The organism is Sphingomonas kyeonggiensis, assembly GCF_014196745.1.
Taxonomy (GTDB): Bacteria; Pseudomonadota; Alphaproteobacteria; order Sphingomonadales; family Sphingomonadaceae; genus Sphingomonas; species Sphingomonas kyeonggiensis.
Genome location: NZ_JACIEH010000002.1, coordinates 1,268,318 through 1,286,261 on the forward strand (window position 1 = coordinate 1,268,318; position 17,944 = coordinate 1,286,261).

Sequence of the window (17,944 nt, forward strand, 5' to 3'; positions counted from 1 at the left end):
TGGAAATTTGAGTCAAACGAATTTGTGGAGAGTTGCCGTGCTTCCCCTGCTCGAAGGCGTACGTGTGATCGAAGTCGGCGCGGTAGTGCTTGGCCCCTATGCGGGCCAGATCCTCGCCGATCTCGGGGCCGAGGTGATCAAGGTCGAGCCGCACGAGGGCGACATCGCTCGCCACGCCCATCCGCAGGGGCCGGGGGGCGGGGCACTGTTCGTCAACAATAACCGCAATAAGCGGATGCTGGCACTCGACCTCAAAAAGCCCGAGGGGCGGGCGGCGCTGGCAAGGCTGGTTGAGAGCGCCGACGTGCTGTTCCACAATATGCGACTGGACGCTTCCGAACGACTTGGACTCGGATATGAACAGGTCACCGCGATCAACCCGAACATCGTCCATTGCGCGGCCACCGGTTTCGGGCGCGGCGGGCAATATCGCGACCGTCCCGCCTTTGACGACATCATCCAGGCGGCGAGCGGTCTGGCCGGGCTCGCGGCCCTGCAAAGCGGCACACCCGCCTTCGCGCCGACCATCGTCGCGGACAAGGTCGCTGCCTTGCACGTGGTATACGGTATAGTTTCGGCGCTGTACGCGCGCGAAAGGGGACGGCCGGGACCCTTCCGCGTGGAGGTGCCGATGTTCGAGGTGATGGTCGCCTTCCTGATGAACGAACATCTCTCCGGCGCAACCTTTGTCAACAACGGCGTACCGGGCTATCCGCGCCTGCTCTCCCCCGATCGCCGGCCCTTCCGCACTGCCGATGGCTGGATCGCGGTGCTCCCTTATACCGAGCCGCAATGGCGCCGCTTCCTCGCCGCGATCGGCCGTGCAGAGGTCTGCGAGGAGGGCTGGTTCCGCGCCCCGGCCGAGCGGCAGGCCCATATTGGGGAGCTCTACGCGATCGTAGCTGCCAGCCTCGAGGCGCGCGGCACGGATGCGTGGATCGGAGCGCTGGAGGCGATCGACATACCCTGCTCGCGCGTACCGATGCCCTTGGAATTGCTCGAAGATCCGCACCTGAAGGAGATCGGCTTCTTCGACGTGCCCGAGGGTTTCCCGGTCGCGCGGATGATCCCCCAGCCGGTCCAGTTCACCGGCATCCTCCAGAGCCCCGACACCCCGCCCCATGCCCTGGGCGAGGACAGCCGAGCGGTGCTGCTGGGCTGCGGATATGACGACGCCGAGATTGATGCGCTTGTCGCCGCGGGGGTGGTGGCGGTCTAGCCGGCTTCCTCGTTGGCGAGCGCATCGAGCCAGGCCTTTGCTTGCTTGGGCTCGCCGACCGCATCCGCCTTGACCCTGCCGCGCGCAGCCAGGAAACGCTGCTGCAGCTCGAAAACAGGCAGGCCAAGCTGCGCACGCAGGCTGTCGATCGTCTTCCCGATCTCCGCCAGATTAGCGATGACGGGTGCGAACGCCGCTCGGGTCGCGCGATCGCCATTGTGATCGAACAGGCCCCATTTCCCCGCAGCGGTGACCTGCAGTGCGGTGATCAGCTCGGCGCGATACTCAGCTTCGAGTTCCGCGCGGCGCAGGTCCATTTTCTCAAGTCGATCCGCTTTGGCCATATGCTGGCCTATCTCGCAAACGGGCGGACAGCTACCCGAAATCCCTGGCCACCTTACCCATGGCCGCGCTGGCGGTTCGGCACCCCGGATAGTTCAATCCTGCCCAAAACCAGGAGGACAGGATGCCCAGATTGCTCGCCACCAGTGCCCTCGCGCTCTGCCTGCTGGCCTGCGCGCCAGCCATGGCCCAGACCGCACCGCCGGCGCCCGGCTATGTCCTCCCCGATACCCAGACCTGGGAGCTGAAGGGCCCCGATGGCTATCCCTATCAGATCTTCGTCTCCAAGCCCGCCGGCCCGGCCCCTGAAGGCGGCTGGCCCGTCCTCCTTGTCCTTGATGGCAATGCGATGTTTGCCGGCTTCGCCGAGACCCGGCGGATGCACGAATACATGAAGGCCGATCCCGGCAAGACGATCATCGTCGGCGTGGGGTACAAGACCGACAAGGCCTATGACATCCGCCGCATCCGCGACTTCACCGGCGGCCCGCCGCCGCCGCCCTGGGACGTCTCGCTCGCCAAGGCGCCCTATGGCGGCTGGGACCCGTTCCTCGATTTCCTCACCGGCCCGCTGCGCAGCGAGCTCGACCGTCGCTACACGATCAACCGCGATCGCCAGGCGCTGTTCGGCCATTCGCTGGGCGGCCTGTTCGCGATCCACACGCTGTTCACCCGGCCGAGCGCCTTCCACGCGCTGATCGCCGCCAGCCCCTCGCTGTTCTGGCATGACCGCGAGATGCAGCAGGAGGAACGCGCCTTCGCCACCGCGCTGCAATCGGGCAAGACCCCTAAGGTCGGCCGGCTGATGGTCGTCTGGGGCGAGCGCGAGGAGACGATCCTTGAGCGCTGGGATGCCGAGGCGTTCGTCCGCCGGATGGACCCGCTATCGGCCTATGGCCTGCGCCTTCGCCACGAAGCTTATGACGACGAAGTCCACATCACCGTGCCTGCGCGCGCGGTGACCTCTACGCTGCGCTTCGCGTTCGCCTGGCCTTGAGCAGCACCCCGTAGATCGCCGCGGCGACGATCGTCGCGTCGAGCGCCGGCACGGTGGTGAGCGTCCAGCCCTTATAGGCGCCGAGCACGCCCACCACCACCGAGATCCCCCAGGTCGCGATCGCCCGCCAGTCGAACCTGGGAAGACCGAGCAGCGATTCCGCCGCGTCGGCAGTGCGGTAGCGCGTCCAGGCGTCGATCACGTAGATCGCGGCGATCGGCGGGATGATCAGACCGAGGAACAGCACGAAGGGAATGAACGCCTCGAGGATGCCCATCAGCGCCAGGATCGTGCCGATCACACCGCCCGCCACGGTGAACACCCATTGCCGCACCTTGGGAAAGGTGCTGCCGAGCGACAGGCTCGACGAATAGAGGTTGAGCGCGTTGATCGTCCAGGTCGGCAGCAGCAGCAGGAACAGCACCGGGGTACCGAAGCCATAGGCAGTCACCAGCTTCATCACGCTGGTCTCGTGCGTTGCCAGTGCCGGGATCGCGGCGGCGGTCATCATCAGCGGCGTCGCGATCGGGAAGGACAGCGCCATGCTGGCAATCGCCCCGCGCCGGGTGCGGGTGAAGCGCGACAGGTCGGGCATCGTCGCCACCGCGAGCATGTACGCGCCGATCAGCGCCGAGATCGCGATGCCGAGCGTCATCGGCTCGGGCGGATTGGGATCGGCCGCGGTGACGAAGCCGTGCGTCTGCAGCGTCATCACCACTACCGCCAGCAGGATCGCGGCCAGCACGGGTACCGCGACCAGCGCCAGCCGGTCGAGCGCACGGAAGCCGATTACGGTCGATCCCATCATCAGCACGCTGCCGAGGATGACGAAGGCAGTGAAATTGCCCGGCAGGCCATTGGCCTTTGCCGCCTCGACCATCGCCTCGCCGAAGAAGGAGGCGTTCACCCCGAACCAGCAGAAATGGATCAGCGCGATCACCGTGTTGATCAGCGCCGCCCCGCCGGTGCCGAACGAGCGGCGGACGAGGAGGTAGGTGGAGAGCCGGGTGCGGACGCTGACGATCGCGGTCATCGAGCCGCCGACGCACAGGATGAGGCCCGCGATCACCGCGGCGATCACCGCGCCGGAAAAGCCCAGCGCCAGCGCGTTATGCGAGCCGTTGAGGAAGTCCGGCAGGCCGATCGAGAAGCTGGCGACGATCAAGCCCACGCGCCATCCGGGAACGGTGATGCCCTGGGGCACCGGCGAATGGGCATAGGCGTCGTCAGCTTCGTGGCTCATCCGCGGTTCCAGCCGTTGAGGTCCTCAATGGGACGATAGGGTTCGCTAAAGCCGAAGGCACTCGGTCCGACAAAGGTCAGCGCCCGCTCGGCACGCAGCACCGCCGGCGCGGCGGCGCCGACCACCTTGACGCGCTGGCCGAATTTCAGCCGCTCGGTGACGATGCTGTCGGCGGTCTCGCGGTCCATCACGGTGATCAGGTCGGGCACCAACGCGCGGACCTCGCCATTCACCCGGGCGATCAGGTTTTCGTTCTGGAACTCCAGATCCATCCGCCCTTCGCCCCCGAACCCCTCGATCACGACATGGCCGACCGAGAAGCCGCCCTTGGTCTCGCGCTCGACATCGACGACCTTGCCGTCGAAGATCGTGCCGGCAAAGGGATAAAGCCCGCTGGCTATCAGCGCCTTGTGCAGCGCCTCGAATGGATCGTCGCCCGCCGTGCGGGCGATGCGCACTGCTGCGCCGATCGCTACCGCGGCCGAGATGCTGCCGCCGATCGCATGGCGCTTCGCCTGCGCGCCGTTCAGCGGATATTCGACCATATGGGCGTTGCCGCCGAACTCGATCGAGAGCTGCCGCGCCACGCGCTCATGCTCCAGATTGTCGTCGGTCTCGATCAGCCGCAGCTCGCCATTGGCCGAAGTGACAACGGAGGGGCAGGCGGAGAGCCCGTCGACGCTGAACACCGTCATCTGCGATTCCGGGAAGGCCCGGCCCATGCCGTCGGCATCGACTACCGGGATGCCGAGCTCGGCCGCGGCGAGCAAAGGCGCCAGGCCGTTGCCGCCACCGATCTCGATCGGCATCACCGCATCAATCGGGCGGCCGTAGATCCGCTCCAGCTCGCGCAGGCCGAGCAGGGCTTCCCGGCCATTCGGCAGTTTCTCGGCCGACACCGTAGGCGCGCCGATCCAGCCGCACGGTGCGATCAGCGCATCATCGGCCAGTGCATCGAGCGCGACCAGGTTGAACGGCCCCCGCCGCGCGATCTCGGCCTCGCCGAGCAGCTGCGAATAATAGGGGTCGCCGCCGCCGCCCGAGCCGAGGAAGGCGGCGCCGGTGGCGAGGTCGAGCAGCGCCTGGCGATCAATGCGCATGGGCGGCCAAGGCAGGGGTGCCGGCAAGGTCTGCGACGGCGCGGACACGGACCTGCGCGGCGCGGCCGGGCAGATAGCTGAGATACACTTCGTCCATCTCCACGATTTCTACGGTCTCGGGAATGCCGCCGGCTGCGATCGCCTGGTCGCGCGCTTCGGTCTGCAGCCGTTCCAGCGCAGCCTCGCGCGGCTCGCGATCGAACGACACGACCTGGTCGACCATCGCGCCGACCTGGGCGATCGCCGCACCCACGGCATTGGCGACGGCGGCGTGCGGCGGGCGCACCACCCGGGTGGCGCCGTGCAGGCTGTCGGGCACCAGGAAATTGCCGCCGCCCACGGCCAGGAGCACGACTTCGCCGCGGCTGGTCTTCATCCGGTCGACCGCTTCCTCGAGCATTGCCTGCATCCGCGCCCACACTGCGTCGCGCATGCCCTCGGAGAGCGCCGGCAGCTTGGCCGGATCGCCGAAGCGCGCGCGCCCGGCGGCGACCGCGACATCGCTGGCGGTAAGCGTGGTGCCGCCGAACAGCCGGGCCTGCTCGGTGATGCGGAAGCCCACCGAGTCCGGCCCGACGCGCAGCTCCTCCGCGTCGATCCCCTCGGCGCCATAGCGTGCCGGGTCGAGATGGATGCGCGTGCCGCCGCCCAGGCCGAGCGCCAGGATGTCCGGCATGCGGAAGTTGATCCGCACCCCGCCGATATCGACCGCGACCGAGGATTCGCGCGGAAAGCCATTGGCCAGCACGCCCAGATCGGTGGTGGTGCCGCCGACATCGAGCACGATCGCGTCGCGCACCCCGGTGAGGAACGCCGCGCCGCGCATCGAGTTTGTCGGCCCCGATCCGATCGTCAGCACCGGATAGGCCGCGGCATGCGAGGCGGAGATTAGCGTGCCATCATTCTGCGAGAGATAGAGCGGCGCATCGATGCCGATCTCGGCCAGCGCCCGCTCGAACGAAGCGACGACATGCGCCGCGAGGCTTCCCAGCGCGGCGTTGAGGATCGCGGCATTCTCGCGCTCGACAAAGCCGATCCGGCCCAGCGTATGCGACACGGTGACCCGTGCCTCCGGATGCTCTTCCGCTACCAGCGCGGCGGCACGTTCCTCCATCGACGGGTTCACCGGCGCGAATACGCTGCTGATCGCGATCGAGTCGATGCCCATCGCGCGCAGCTCGCGTGCCGCATTCCGCACCGCCGACTTGTCGAGCGGCGCGATCTCGCGCCCGTCGAACTCGAAGCCGCCGGGCAGGAGATAGGTCTTCGCGTCGATCTGTGCGGACAGTGCCTCGGGCCAGCCAGTCATCGGCGGCAGCGCTTCGCCGGCGGGGCTGGCGAGCCGCAATATGCCCACCCGGTCGAGCTTGTTGCGCTCCACCAGCGCGTTGGTGAAATGGGTGGTGCCGATCATCACCGACGCCACTGCCTCTGGGGCGACACGCCCATCGGCCAGCACCGCGCGGATCGCGGCGGCAACGCCCGATCCGACGTCGGCCGTCGTCGGCTGCTTGGTCCAGGCGACCACCTCAGCCCCGTTCATCAGCACGGCGTCGGTATTCGTTCCCCCGACATCGACCCCAATTCGCACGCTACACCAATCCTTTGGCACGCCCCATAATCCTTGCGAGCTAAGGGCCGGCAGCTTCGCCGCGCAATGCGGGAAACGGGTGCGCGGGGTCGGCGAACGGGTAATCGGGGCGCCCGGACGGGTAAGTCGCTCCCGCGCCTGCCATCTTCTTGTACCGTCTTCGGTCTAGCGAATCGGCATGGGTGGAGTAGCCGCGATAGACGAACTGATTCCGACCAAGGTCGCGCCGCCATTGTGGATGGGCGACCAGATCCGCCGCGATGCGCTGCTTGACCGGCTCGACGGCGCGCTCGGGCGGCGGCTCACGCTCATCCATGCGCCGGCGGGTTATGGCAAGACCAGCCTGCTCGCCCAGTGGCGCCGCCGTTTCGAAGGTGGCGACCGGCTCGTCGCCTGGCTCACGCTCGAGCGCGACGATGCCGATGCCAAGCGCTTGGCGCAGTACATCAGCTATGCGATCAGCGGCGAAGGCGAGGAGGAAGGCGAGCCCGCTTCCTCCGGCATGCCCGCGCGTGCGGCGCTGTCGGCGATCATCAATCGGCTGGCCCGCGATCCGCGCCAGGCGGTGCTGATCCTCGACGATCTCCACTGCGCGGAAAGTGTCGAAGTGCTCGATTTCCTCCAGTCGCTGATCCGGCTGGCGCCGCGCAACTGCCACTTCATCATCGCCTCGCGCGATTATCCTCGGCTCGGCCAGGCGATGCTCGCCGCCGAGGGGCAACTGCTCGAACTCTCCGCCGAGGACCTGAAATTCTCCAGCCCCGAGGCGGAGGAGATGCTCGCCCGCGCCGAGGGCATGCCGCTGGGCGACGACGATGTCCGCAGCCTGATCGAGCGCACCGAAGGCTGGCCGATCGCGCTCCAGCTCACCCTGTTCTCGCTCAAGCGCGGCATCGACCGGAGCAGCTTTGTTGGCGGGGCAGGGGGCTCCGGCTCGGAACTGGCCGGCTATCTCTCCGAACAGGTACTGATGTCGCTGCCCGAGGATGTGCAGGAAGTGGTGTTGCGCACGTCGCTGCTCGGCCAGGTGACCGGTGAGGCGCTCAACCTGATCTGCGATCGCCAGGATGGCGGGCTGCTGCTCGAGCGGCTGGAGCAGCAGGGCGTGCTGCTTTCCCCGCTGTCGCCAGCTCGCGATGCCTGGCGCTATCACCAGCTCTTCGCCGAATATCTCCGCCAGCGCCTCGCACGGCGCGACATCGGCCAATATCGCATGCTCCATCAGCGGCTGGCGCTGTGGTTCGATGCGCGCGGCGAGACCGCGGACGCGATCAGCCACGCGATCGAAGCGGAGGACAGCGCGCTGCTCGCCGGGGTGCTGGAGGATGCCGGCGGCTGGCGGCTGATCCCGCAGGGACAGCTCAACCTGGTCGAGCGCGGCCTTGCCCGGCTGAGTGCCGCCGAGATCGATGCCAGCCCGGCGCTGGTGCTGGCCAGGCTCTATCTCGACATGAAATGCGGCCGGATGGACGCGGCGCGCCTCGCCTATGATCGCCAGGTCGCGCGATCGGAGCAGGAGGACACTTCGCCCGATCTGTGGACCGAGATCCGCGTCGTCGGCGATATCCTGGCCGAATATGAGAACCAGCCGATGGTGCTGGAAGACCTGCTCGCCCGCGAGGCGCTGCTGCGCACTCTGCCGGCCGACGATCACCTGATCCTTGCCAATGTCAGCGAATCGCTGGCGTCCAAATATTATGAGGGCGGCTGGCTGGAGCGCGCGATGGAGCCGACGCTGGCGGCCCGCGCGCATTACCAGGCGATGGGCTCGCCCTATAGCGAGCTGTTCACCCGCTTCCACGAAGCGCGCATCCGCGAAGCGCAGGGGCGGCTGAAGGATGCGGTGACGGTGCTCGCGGTGGCGCGCGGCGAGATCGAGGCGGATTTCGGCGCGCGCTCCGATCTCGCCGCCAATTGCGCCGCGTTCGAAGCGGAGCTGCTCTACGAGCAGGACCGCGCCGGCGAGGCCAATGCGCTGCTCGAATGGGCGCTGCCGCACATGGAGCAGTCGGACGGCTGGGTGGACGTCTATGCCGCCGCCTATTTCACTGCGGCGCACAGCGCGGCCGATGAGGGTTCGCTCGATGTCGCCCGTGCGCTGCTCGCCCGTGCTCGCGGCGTCGCCCAGCGCCGTCGCCTGCGCCAGTTGGAATTGCTCGCCGAGCTGTGCGAGCTCGAACTGCTACTGCGCGACCCGGCCTCGCTCGGCGAAGCCCGCGCCTTCGCCGCCACGATCGGCCTCGATGCCCAGGCCGATGCGATGGCCGAGGAATCGCCGATCTATCGCCCGGTGGCCGTCGCCGCCGCGCTCTGCCGGGTCCGCCTCCAGCTGTTCGCCGGCGCCCACCACAGCGCGCTCGACGAGCTGGTCGTGATGGGCCGCTGGGCTCGCCAGCATGGTGCCGGCCGGCTGCTGATCGATCTCAACCTGCTCAAGGCCGAGGGCTATCGCGCCATCGGCGAAGCGGGGAAGGCGCAGGCCTGTTTCGACGAGGCCGTAGGCACCGCGATGTTCCAGGGCATCGTGCGCCCGTTCCTCAATGCGCGCGCCTTCGTCCAGCGGGCGCTGGAGGAAGCGCTCGCGGCCACGCCCGACCGGTTCCGCGCCCAGTTCCTCAAGACCCTGTCCAAGACGATGGGCAGCGCCCGCGCGCCCGCGCCGGCCCCCGACGCGCTCAACGATGCCGAAGCGGCGATCCTGCGCCATCTCAGCCAGGGCTACTCCAACAAGGAGATTGCCCGGCTGATCGGCATGTCGCCCGATACGGTGAAATATCGGCTCAAGGCGGTGTTCCGGAAGATCGGGGTCAACAAGCGGCGTGATGCGGTTCGGGTGTCGCACGAGCGCGGGCTGATCGACGGGGGCGATGTGGGCTCGGGCGCGTTCTGATCGGGCCGTTCCTCCAGACAGGGTAAAGCCTTACCCGTCTTGTGCCCGGAATTACCCTGAAAACCGCGTGACGGTTTTGCGACGCTGGCTGTTCAATGTCCCTGCAAACAAGCCGGCTGTCGTCACGGGAGGCGACATCCACGAGGCCGGCGCAAAGAGCAAAGGGTGGGCGGCCATGACACACGAACTTTCAGGGAAACTGGTAAAGCAGACGCGGCTCGCGCTGCTCTCGGCATGCGCGGTGATCGGCTGGTCCGGCGCGGCGATGGCGCAGGACAGCGATGCGGCGCCGAAGGAAGACGAAACGATCGTCGTCACCGGCGAGCGCGCGCTTTCGGGCACCAAGACGGATACGCCGGTCACGGAGATCCCGCAGTCGGTGAGCGTCATCACTGCCGAGGAGTTCCACGATCGCGCGGCGGTCAATCTCCAGGACGTCATCCGCTACAGCGCGGGCGCCTCGAGCGAGCTGAACGGCGTCGATACGCGCGGTGACTTCCTCGCGGTGCGCGGCACCGGCGCCGAGCAGTATCTCGACGGTCTCAACCGCATGCCTGGCTTTATCTATGGCGGCCGTCTCGAGATCTTCACCGTCGAGCGCGCCGAGCTGCTGCGCGGCCCGTCCTCGACGCTGTACGGCGGCGGCGGCGCCGGCGGCATCCTCAATTCGATCAGCAAACGCCCGCGCAAAAGCTTCGGCGGCGAAGTCGGCGTCACCTACGGCACCGACGACTACAAGCAGTTCCAGCTCGATGTGACCGGCCCGATCGTCGACGGCGTCTCGGCGCGCCTCGTCGGCCTCGTCCGCGATGCGGACCTGCAGCAGAAGGGCCAGAAGAACGATCGCATCGTGGTGATGCCGGCAGTCACGCTCAAGCCGGGCCCGGACACCGAAGTCACCTTCATCGGCCTGTACCAGCGCGACCATCTCGGCAGCCAGACCTATCTGCCGACCAGCAAGACGGTCGACGGCAGCGGCGCGACCAAGATCTCGGACGATTTCTACCTGGGCGAGCCGGGCTTCAACCACACGCTGGCCAGCCATTATGCGCTTTCGCTGCTGGTGACGCATCGCTTCGGCGACAACCTGACCTTCAGCAGCCGCAACCGCGCGTTCGAGCAGGATACCGACTATCAGGAGGTGTTCGGCTATACCGGCTTCGGCGGCGCCTATGCCGATGCCGGCCGCACCATCGCCAACCGCGCCTGGTATCTGAACCGCGCCAAGTACACCGGGCTCAACAGCGACAACAACCTGGTGCTGAGCTTCGCCACCGGGCCGCTGGAGCATCAGATCCTGGCGGGCTTCGACTATACCGAGTTCCGCGAGGACAAGCAGGAAGGCTTCGGTCAGGCGCCGGGGCTCAACCTCTACAATCCGGTGTACGGGGTGCCGTTCGCGTACGGCGTGGGCTGGACGACCGACACCAAGAACTCGCAGACCGGCTTCTATGTCCAGGACCAGATTCGTGCCTGGGATCGCGTCTCGCTGGTGTTCGGCGCGCGGCACGACAATGTGAAGTCGAACGTCAACGGCACTGAGCTGGCGGCCAACAAGGCCTGGACCTTCCGCGCCGGCATCATCGCCGACGTCGTGAAGGGCGTGTCGCCCTATTTCAACTATTCGGAATCGTTCCTGCCGGTGTTCGGCTCGAACTTCTTCGGCGTCGCCTATGTGCCGCGCACCGGCCGGCAGTACGAGGCGGGCATCAAGTTCCAGCCCTCGAAGCGCATGCTGTTCACGATCGCGGCCTATGACATCAAGGAACAGAATGTCCTGATCGCCGATCCGAACGAGCTGCAGAACTTCATCCAGGGCGGCTCCACCGGCTCGCGCGGGATCGAGGCGGAAGCCAATGTGAAGCTGCCCGGCGACTTGGACCTGACCGCGGCGTACAGCTACACGCGCGCGCAATATCTCAAGGTTGATGGCCGCCAGCGCGGCGACCGGCGTGAGAACCTGCCCGAGCACCAGGCCTCGGTCTGGGCCTCGAAGCGGTTCGACCTGGGCGGCGAGCTCGGCCTCAAGCTCGGCGCGGGCGTGCGCTACCAGAGCGACAAGGTCAGCTTCGACCAGCTCTACCGCATCGCGCCGGTCACCTTGGCCGATGCGATGGCTGAGCTGAGCTACGGCAAATGGTCGCTGTCGGTGAACGGCGCGAACATCTTCAACGAGCGCGTCTACACCAATTGCACCTACAGCGCCGCGGTGGCCGAGGGCTATTGCTATCTCGGCAAGGATCGCACCGTGCTCGCCACGCTGCGCCGCCGCTTCTAACCTTGCCTCATGGGGCCGGAAGGGAAGACCCTCCGGCCCCCTTATTGTTCAAGCTTGCACAGGAATTGCCCCTCATGGCCCCTCGGTTCGCTCGTCATTCCCTGTTCCTCCGCTCCGCGACCGCCGGGTTGCTCCTTGCCGCCACTGCCAACAGCGCGCCGGCGCTGCCGGCACCCGAGGCGGCGGACCTGATCCTCACCAATGGCCGGGTCTATACGGTGGAGGAGGGCAAGCCCTGGGCGCAGGCCGTGGCGATCAAGGATGGCCGCATCCTCGCCGTCGGCAGCGTCGCCGAGATCGCGAAGCGCAAGGGCGCGAAGACCCAGGTCGTCGATCTCCACGGCCGCTTCCTGATGCCCGCCTTTGGCGATGCGCATGCCCACCCGATCTTCGGCGGGATGAGCCATGCCCGCTGCTCGCTCCACGCCGGCAAGACGCTCGACGATTATCGCTGGATCATCGCCGAGTGCGTGAAGAAGAACTCGGGCACCGGCACGATCTTCGGCTCGGGCTTCAACCAGACCCTGTTCCCGCCCAACGGCATCCCCAACAAGCAGCTGCTCGACGAGATCTCGAAGGATCGCCCGCTGATCTTCGAGTCCGACGGGCACACGCTCTGGGTCAACTCCAAGGCGCTGGAGCTGGCCGGCATCACCAAGGATACGCCCGACCCCAAGAACGGGACGATCGACCGCGATCCGAAGACCGGCGAGCCGGTTGGCGGGCTCGAGGAATCGGCGATGGCGCTGGTCGACAAGCTCGTGCCCGCACCCACCGACGCAGATCTGCAGGGCGCAATCCGCTACACGGTCAGGTTCTTCAACTCGATGGGCATCACTTCGTGGCACGATGCCGCGGTCGAGTGGGACAAGGGCGGCACCAGCCGTGCGATCGACGCGTACGAGGCCGTGAAGGCCCGTGGCGAGCTCACCATGCACACCGCGATGGACCTGCGCTGGAACAATGAGCGCGGCATCGAGCAGATGGGCGACATCCTCAAGCTCTCCGCCCGCGCGAAGCAGATCGGGCTCGCCGCCAACGGCGTGAAGTTCTTCATCGACGGCGTGATCCCGCAGCGCACCGCCGCGATGCTCAAGCCCTATGAGGGCACCAGCGAGAGGGGCGCCCCCCAGATTGGCCTCGACACCCTGTCCGAAGCCGTGGCGGCGCTCGATGCCAGGGGCATGCAGTCGCATTTCCACACGATCGGCGACGCTGCCGTGCGCGAGGCGCTGGACGCCGTCGAGCGCACCCGCGGCAAGGACGGCATGACCGATACTCGCCCGATGATGTCGCACATGAACGTCATCGATCCGGCCGACCAGCCGCGCTTCGGCAAGCTCAACGTCACGGCAGTGTTCCAGCCGCTCTGGGCCTGCAACGAAGCCTATATGGACCTCACCAAGGAGCAGATCGGCCCGCTCCGCTCGACCTATATCTATCCGGCGGGGAGCGTGCTGCGCGCCGGCGGTCGGCTGGCCTATGGCGCCGACTGGTCGGTCGCCTCCGCCAACCCGTTCGAGGGGATCGAAGTCGCGCTCACCCGCGTTGGGCCCGAAGGCGACAGGCTGCCGCTTGAGCCAAACGAGGCCGTCACGCTCGCCCAGGCACTCAAGGCCTATACGCTCAACGTGGCCTATGTGAACCACCTCGAGAAGGAGACTGGCTCCATCCTGCCGGGCAAGAGTGCTGACCTGATCGTGCTCGATCAGGACCTGTTCAAAGTGCCCGCCAGGCGCATCCACGCAACCCGGGTGGTGCTGACCATGTTCCGGGGGCGGACAGTCCATGGCAGCCTTGACGGGCTAGGGCGCTAGGATCTGGTGCGACGATGAGCCGTTTTGCGCCGCGCCGTAGCGGAGACGTCGCGAGGATGGTGCGGCAAGAAGTGCTGGGCCTCGTTACGACGCATGACTGCGGAGGCTTCATCTCGACCCCTTTGCCGCTGTTCGCGGAGCTGGACGAAGCGGGGGAGGTTCGCATGCTGGTCGGGCATTTCGCAAAGGCCAATCCGCATGTTGCACGCGTGGTTACGACGCCGCGCGCCCATGTCAGCTTCTTCGGCCCGCATGCCTATATCTCGCCTTCGATGGTTTCGAAGACTGATTGGGGACCGACTTGGAACTATCGCCTGGCGCAGTTCGAAGTCGATATCATGTTGGAGCCTGGCAACGAGGATCGTGTGATCCGCACGCTTGCCACCCTATTGGAGGGAACCGAAGAGGGAGGATGGACGGTCGAACGGATGGGCCCGCGTTATGCAGACCTCGTCGCACACGTCGTTGCCTTCCGGGCCAAGGTGGTGCGATCGAGCGCGCGCTTCAAGCTCGGACAGGATGAGAGCATGACATCCTTCCAAGAGGTCCTTGCCGCACTTGGAGATACGCCTCTTTCGAGGGCGATGCGCGAACAGCGTGATTGACGACGAGGTTAATGCAATGTCGGCGCTCGCCTATAGAGGAAATCAGCAGGGCTCAGACAGTGAAGATCTCGATGGAAGCTGAAACCAGAAGTCACGCCTCGGCGGTGCCTGGCGGGCGTTCTCGGGCAGCCCTGATCATCGGAGTGGAAGATGAAGGCATCGTTTTCCTATCAAGCGCTGCTCCTGGTGCTGATGTCGACAGCCGTGCATGTCGACGTTTCGTCGGCAAAGTCTGGTAACAATGGCGATCCGCGCACCTGGAGTGTCAGCGGTGCTGAACTGATCGAAGCGCTCGAAGGAAAGTCCGATACGGGCGAATTGGGAGGCGAGGCGGATCGCATCAAATTGGCCATCAAGGCGAGCGCCTATATAGCCGGAGTGGCGGATGCTACCAGCGCGACGGCCTGGTGCGGAGCGGGATCGATCCTTCCCCATGAACTCGCCGATCGGGTCTACACCTATCTTCGCAGTGCCCCGCCAGAGCTGCTCAAGGGGAGAGCATCGACCTTAGTGATCAAGGGGCTCGCCAAAAGCTTCCCTTGTGCTGGTCAGAGATGAGCGTTTTCGAGCCGACTAGGAGAAAAGCTGTGGTGCGTTCGACTGATGATATCGTGCCGCTGGGATAACAAGACGTGGGAATTGGCTTTCGGGGCACGCGTCGAGTGATTCATATTCCGAGCCCTTCCGGTCGTCCTCGACGGCAATATCCAACGGTGCCGCGCCCGTCTTCGGGACCACGGACGCTTGAGGCTGCAGGAGTCGAGCATGTGACGCGGTTCGACGGAGTCTGGAGTCGGTGCGGCGGTATTGCCTTTGCCTAGCGCACGAGTACAATCGAGCCATTCTGATCGCGGTGACCTGCGGGACATGCGCGAGCGCCTCACAGCCGATGCGCGCGAACGGCAGGCCGTACCAGTGGCCGGTATTATACCGCTGCTCCCGCCCGCCCACCCAACCAAGGGATAGCCTAACATCGACAGGTCGGGCGCGAGCGGAAGCGCAGCGAACAGCCCCCGTCCAGATCGGCGTAAGCCGTCAGTGCGACGACGGCGAGCGGTAGGCTTTAGTGCGCGGTAGGCACTCGGGGCACTCCGGTGACGATGCCAGGCATGGTATCCTTTGAGATTCTGTTTGCGTACATCAGGTCGCCACTTGTGCAGGACTCAAGTGATTGCAGCAATCGATGCTGCTGTCGGGTGACCTCACATTTGGACACCTCGAAAAGACCAGTGGTGCTTGATGGGGCGAGTAATTCATTGAAGTGCGCCGGGATATTGCTGGCGCCTCTCCCGGATCTGGTCGACGAACCAAGCGAGCATGGGGTCTCGACGATGTCTTGGCCATTGCGCCACAATCTGGTTCGGACGTCTGGCAAAGGGCGCCGTGACAACCTTCAGAGGCATCATCGATGCATAATGTTGGAACAGCCACATGCTGCCGGTCGCCACCAGATCGCTGCCTATTATGATAGCGGGCAGTGTCGCCTGCGAACTCGCGCGGATGCAGATATGGCGGGCACGCAGCATTTCGGCGCCAGCTGCGTCAAGCGGGAAGCTTTCCGTCAGCTCGCCGCGTGCGACGATGTGCCGCGCGGCACGATACTGCGCTTCGGTCAGGTCATCGCAATCCTGGAGCATTGGATGCTTGGCCCAGATCATGCACGAGGCCTGGTCGTTCAGGATCGGCAATGACTCAAGGCGCTCGAGAGTTCGTTCGCCGGGGAGCAACAGCAAATCGGCCCCGTCATCCAGTGCGCGCTCAGGTCGCGCAACATCGAGCGGACAAATGCTGATGTTCAAACCGGGGGCAGCTGTGGAAAGATTGCCAAGGACGGGCCCGAGCAGCATCTGCTCTACTGCCTCGGATGCGGCAACAGTGAGGGTGCCGCTGGAAGTCATTGGATCGAAGGCAAGCGAGAAGTTGAGGGCGCCGTCCACCTCACGCATCACGCGCTGCACTTCGGGGCGCAACGCCAGGCCAAGGGGCGTGAGTTGCTGCTCTCCGCCCACATGAATGACCAGATCATCACCGAAATGCTCTCGAAGGCGGCGCAGTGCGTGGCTCATTGCCGACTGGCTTAGTCGCACTTCCCGACCCGCTTCGGTCAAGTTCCGCGCGCGCAGGATCGCATCCAGAGGGTAGAGCAGGTTCAAATTGAGTTTGCGTAGAGGCGCAGCGCTGGGGAAGGGAGCCGTACCGGGTTTTACTTCAGATTGCTTGGCGTCCATTCCGTGCATACCCCTGATAAACCTACCAGCTCTGCTACCTCTCGACAATCTTCCAGATACAGAACTTTGCCCGCGGCTGACGCCCGCTCACCCGGCGGCTCCATCCGTCCCCGTAAGCGCGAGCAGTGCAAAGGTGGCCAGCCAATGTTCCCCCATATAGTCACCGGAGACTTCGTTGATTGCGGCCGCAAGATGCTCGCCAGCACTTGTTTCCAGCGTCTTTCCACCACGGCTCGGTACATGGGGCGAGAGGCTACGCATTGCCCAGGCGCGGCTGAGGTTCAGGCCGTCGAGATGTGCGAGCTTCCCGTCGGAACGATCGCTGACCTGCGCGGGGATGAAAAGTGCGGCGGGCTGGCGGGCGGTGAGATCGGGCAGGAAGGCAGCGAACCAAGGGGCGAAATCCTCAGGCGGCAGCAGGACCTGCATCGCGAGTGCTTCCATGAGCGTAGGGGACAGGAAATCTTCGCCGCCGGGTTCCCAGGCCTGGGCTGCGCAGTCGCGCGCAAACCAGTCGCAGGCACGCGTCCGGAGCAGTGTGCGAAACGCTTCGTCGCCGGCGACGCGGGCGTAGCGATCGGCCAGCACCAGCGCGAACGCGGTGTTTGCGTGGAAGCCCGCGCGGACCGGATAAAGGAGCTTTGGCAGGAAATCGCGGAAGCGCTCGACAAAGGCATCCGCCAGCGGCTGTAGCGTCGCGGCATGGGTGTTGCTACCACCGACGCTCAGCTCGCTGGCCAGCATCAAGGCCCAGGCCCAGCCATAAGGGCGCTCGAAGCCGCGCGCGCTCGGGCGATCGATATAGGCCCGCTCCACCTCCACATTTTCGGAGGTAAAGCTCTGGGCAAACAATGCATCGATCGCCGCCGTCTCGGCGAGCTGCGGGAACAGCCGCCGAATCCGTGCGAGCAGCCAAAAGCCATGAACGCAGCTGTGCCAGTCGAAGCTGCCATAGAAGATCGGATGCATCGTGCGTGGGCTATAGGCGTCGCCATCCGCCTCCAGCACATGATCGGGCTTGTGGGGATATTCGCGCGTGACATGGCCCAGCGCGATGCGCCCGAAGCGGGCGGCGAGCTCCGGGGTCATCATGGATTTCCTGTAAAGGCAAAGACCAGCATTGCCGGCGCGCTTAGAGCGTCGCGGCGGCGCGGGCCGCCTGGTTGTATTGGCCTGACAGGCGGCGGAGCAGCGCCGCCGCCTGCGCCAGTGCGGTTGCCTCAGGTCCGTCCGCAGCGATCGGCTCGGTGAGCACGGCTTCGCGGATCGCGCGATACGCGGCGCAGAAATCGATCCCTGCGTCGGTCGCGCCGATCAGCTTCTCCTTGCCGGACCGGCGTGTCGCCACCAGCCCGGCCTTTTCCAGCTTGCGCACGGCATAGGTTATGAGATGCGTGTCTTCCACATCGAGGACCAATGCGATGTCCGCGAGCCGCTTGGGACGATCGCGGTGGCGGACGGTATGCAGGATCAGCACTTCCAAGGGCGCCAGCGCGATGCCAGTGGCGGCGGCGCACCGGGCGATCCAGCGATGATAGGCGGTGGCGGCGAGCGTCAGGCTGAACTCCAGCTCTGACAGCGCCGGTGCCGCGCCGTCGGCAAGATGGGCCGACGACACGATTGCATTCCCAGTT

The 17,944-nt window shown here is 65.9% G+C and carries 14 protein-coding genes; 7 read left to right on the forward strand and 7 right to left on the reverse strand.

The annotated features are described in order from the left end of the window. The first annotated feature begins 37 nt into the window (after positions 1-37). Positions 38-1,219, forward strand: a complete 1,182-nt coding sequence (locus GGR46_RS14270; protein ID WP_183998598.1) for a CoA transferase — start codon at positions 38-40, stop codon at positions 1,217-1,219. Here GGR46_RS14270 and GGR46_RS14275 read toward each other — a convergent pair. Beyond that, the gene (locus GGR46_RS14275; RefSeq protein ID WP_183998599.1) at positions 1,216-1,563 is read right to left on the reverse strand and encodes a hypothetical protein; all 348 of its coding nucleotides are present in this window, start codon (positions 1,561-1,563) and stop codon (positions 1,216-1,218) included. The two genes, GGR46_RS14270 and GGR46_RS14275, sit on opposite strands and share 4 nt — an antisense overlap. Before the next feature lie 122 nt (positions 1,564-1,685). Between GGR46_RS14275 and GGR46_RS14280 the strand changes: the two genes are divergently transcribed. Continuing rightward, entirely contained in the window at positions 1,686-2,558 is an 873-nt protein-coding gene (locus GGR46_RS14280; protein WP_183998600.1) for an alpha/beta hydrolase, read from the forward strand. On the opposite strand, the gene GGR46_RS14285 is transcribed toward GGR46_RS14280, so the two are convergent. The 3 genes from GGR46_RS14285 to GGR46_RS14295 are packed head-to-tail and all read right to left on the reverse strand — an operon-like array spanning position 2,527 to position 6,513. Next, positions 2,527-3,801, reverse strand: coding sequence for a purine-cytosine permease family protein (locus GGR46_RS14285; protein ID WP_183998601.1), 1,275 nt, complete (start codon positions 3,799-3,801; stop codon positions 2,527-2,529). The genes GGR46_RS14280 and GGR46_RS14285 overlap by 32 nt on opposite strands. Next, the gene (locus GGR46_RS14290; protein WP_183998602.1) at positions 3,798-4,901 is read right to left on the reverse strand and encodes an S-methyl thiohydantoin desulfurase family protein; all 1,104 of its coding nucleotides are present in this window, start codon (positions 4,899-4,901) and stop codon (positions 3,798-3,800) included. Before GGR46_RS14290 ends, GGR46_RS14285 begins: the two co-directional genes overlap by 4 nt. After that, positions 4,891-6,513, reverse strand: a complete 1,623-nt coding sequence (locus tag GGR46_RS14295) for a hydantoinase/oxoprolinase N-terminal domain-containing protein (protein WP_343058167.1) — start codon at positions 6,511-6,513, stop codon at positions 4,891-4,893. Before GGR46_RS14295 ends, GGR46_RS14290 begins: the two co-directional genes overlap by 11 nt. 157 nt (positions 6,514-6,670) lie before the next feature. Between GGR46_RS14295 and GGR46_RS14300 the strand changes: the two genes are divergently transcribed. From GGR46_RS14300 to GGR46_RS14320, 5 genes are all read left to right on the forward strand, one after another. After that, positions 6,671-9,382 carry a helix-turn-helix transcriptional regulator gene (locus GGR46_RS14300; RefSeq protein ID WP_183998604.1) on the forward strand — a complete coding sequence of 904 codons (2,712 nt, stop codon included), beginning with the start codon at positions 6,671-6,673 and terminating at the stop codon, positions 9,380-9,382. A gap of 175 nt (positions 9,383-9,557) precedes the next feature. Continuing rightward, positions 9,558-11,660 carry a TonB-dependent siderophore receptor gene (locus tag GGR46_RS14305; RefSeq protein ID WP_183998605.1) on the forward strand — a complete coding sequence of 701 codons (2,103 nt, stop codon included), beginning with the start codon at positions 9,558-9,560 and terminating at the stop codon, positions 11,658-11,660. Positions 11,661-11,734: 74 nt separating this feature from the next. Continuing rightward, positions 11,735-13,477 (forward strand): amidohydrolase, encoded by a 1,743-nt coding sequence (locus tag GGR46_RS14310; RefSeq protein ID WP_183998606.1) that lies wholly within the window; start codon positions 11,735-11,737, stop codon positions 13,475-13,477. A gap of 14 nt (positions 13,478-13,491) precedes the next feature. Next, positions 13,492-14,082, forward strand: a complete 591-nt coding sequence (locus GGR46_RS14315; RefSeq protein WP_183998607.1) for an FMN-binding negative transcriptional regulator — start codon at positions 13,492-13,494, stop codon at positions 14,080-14,082. Between the two features lie 150 nt (positions 14,083-14,232). Continuing rightward, positions 14,233-14,640 (forward strand): Rap1a/Tai family immunity protein, encoded by a 408-nt coding sequence (locus tag GGR46_RS14320; RefSeq protein ID WP_221262739.1) that lies wholly within the window; start codon positions 14,233-14,235, stop codon positions 14,638-14,640. Positions 14,641-15,335: 695 nt separating this feature from the next. On the opposite strand, the gene GGR46_RS14325 is transcribed toward GGR46_RS14320, so the two are convergent. From GGR46_RS14325 to GGR46_RS14335, 3 genes are all read right to left on the reverse strand, one after another. Further along, positions 15,336-16,310 carry a LysR family transcriptional regulator gene (locus tag GGR46_RS14325; protein WP_183998608.1) on the reverse strand — a complete coding sequence of 325 codons (975 nt, stop codon included), beginning with the start codon at positions 16,308-16,310 and terminating at the stop codon, positions 15,336-15,338. Between the two features lie 87 nt (positions 16,311-16,397). Beyond that, complete coding sequence (locus GGR46_RS14330; RefSeq protein WP_183998609.1) at positions 16,398-17,402, reverse strand: DUF2891 domain-containing protein; 1,005 nt, start codon at positions 17,400-17,402, stop codon at positions 16,398-16,400. 40 nt (positions 17,403-17,442) lie between these two features. Beyond that, positions 17,443-17,928 (reverse strand): winged helix DNA-binding protein, encoded by a 486-nt coding sequence (locus tag GGR46_RS14335; RefSeq protein WP_221262740.1) that lies wholly within the window; start codon positions 17,926-17,928, stop codon positions 17,443-17,445. Positions 17,929-17,944: the final 16 nt, after the last annotated feature.